Below are 1,072 nucleotides of genomic sequence, written 5' to 3' on the forward strand. Positions count from 1 at the left end.
TTGAATTACGCGCGTGCGGATATAAAGGGTGGCATGTTAAATTTGTTGAAAACTCTGACATGCGCTGCCGACTTCATTAAAATCGATTGCCAATCAAGTCTTCCTATATATGCGAGCCCTGAGAAACTGCGCTGTGAACCTGAGACCGCTATCGATCGGCCCGGTGCACCGGGCCGCTGTCCTCGAGCCGGCATCAGCTTGCCGGTCTCAAAACGTATGCCGTCCGGTACGACCAACAGCCGAGTCTTGCGCCCAGTTCGAGCAGCGCCAGAGCCCCGTGCCGGAACCCACGCAGCCGATGGCAGGGGAATTCAGCCGCGGCCATCGAGGAGCCGGCCTGGGGACGGCGCCCTCAGTCCTCAAAGGATTTCCACCGCCCCTTGCAGGCCTGGATTGATTTAACGGTTGATTTAATCCGGCTGAACAAGCCGAGCACGGCCCGGTTGACATAATGTAAGGTAAAAAAGCAGATGCGGCCGTACGCCGATGCGGGGTTCGGGTGATGTGATAGAAAGTAATACACGTATTACATCTAACCGGGAGGTGCGTCATGGCAACCGCCACCGCAGCCCAGAGAATCCCCGAGGACCTCGCGAACAGGTACGACCGCCTGGCGAAGTCGACGGGCCGCGCGAAAAACTTCTACATGACGGAGGCCATCGCCGCCGAGATAGACAGACTCGAATACGAGTACGGCCTCATGAATTATCCGGGAAGCGTTTGATTGCGAGGCACGCCGGTGTGAGGGCCTGAGTCGTCAGGCCCGCACAGGGGGACCGCGATGGTGGCCACCGCGCCGCCCGAGGGGCTGTTGGCGAGCGAGACGGAGCCCCCGTGGGCGCTCGCGGCCTCGGAGGCGGCGTGGAGGCCGAGCCCGTAGTGGCGGCCTCCGTCGCGCGAGGAGCGGGAGGAGTCGTCTGTGAAGAGGCGCTCGCAGCCGCGTTCGAGGGCGGCGGGAGAGAAGCCCGGTCCGTCATCGGCGACCTCGATGACGAGGCGCCCGCCCGCGACGTCGCAGGAGACCACCACGCGCGAGCGCGCGTGCTCGGCGGCGTTGGCCACGAGGTTCGCG

General features: G+C 63.2%; 2 protein-coding genes. One reads left to right on the forward strand and one right to left on the reverse strand.

Annotation, left to right across the window (positions count from 1 at the left end; all coding sequences use genetic code 11):
* Positions 1 to 550: 550 nt before the first annotated feature.
* Positions 551 to 724, forward strand: coding sequence for a ribbon-helix-helix domain-containing protein (locus DW823_RS05715; protein ID WP_199574357.1), 174 nt, complete (start codon positions 551 to 553; stop codon positions 722 to 724).
* On the opposite strand, the gene DW823_RS05720 is transcribed toward DW823_RS05715, so the two are convergent.
* A partial coding sequence (locus DW823_RS05720) for a sensor histidine kinase (protein WP_147350661.1) occupies positions 706 to 1,072 on the reverse strand: 367 nt, incomplete at its 5' end. The genes DW823_RS05715 and DW823_RS05720 overlap by 19 nt on opposite strands.

Source organism: Collinsella sp. AM34-10, assembly GCF_003469185.1.
Taxonomy (GTDB): Bacteria; Actinomycetota; Coriobacteriia; order Coriobacteriales; family Coriobacteriaceae; genus Collinsella.

Bases quoted from the DNA above. Each gene is read 5' to 3' on its own strand.
- DW823_RS05715 (WP_199574357.1), top strand. From the start codon at position 551: ATGGCAACCGCCACCGCAGCCCAGAGAATCCCCGAGGACCTCGCGAAC.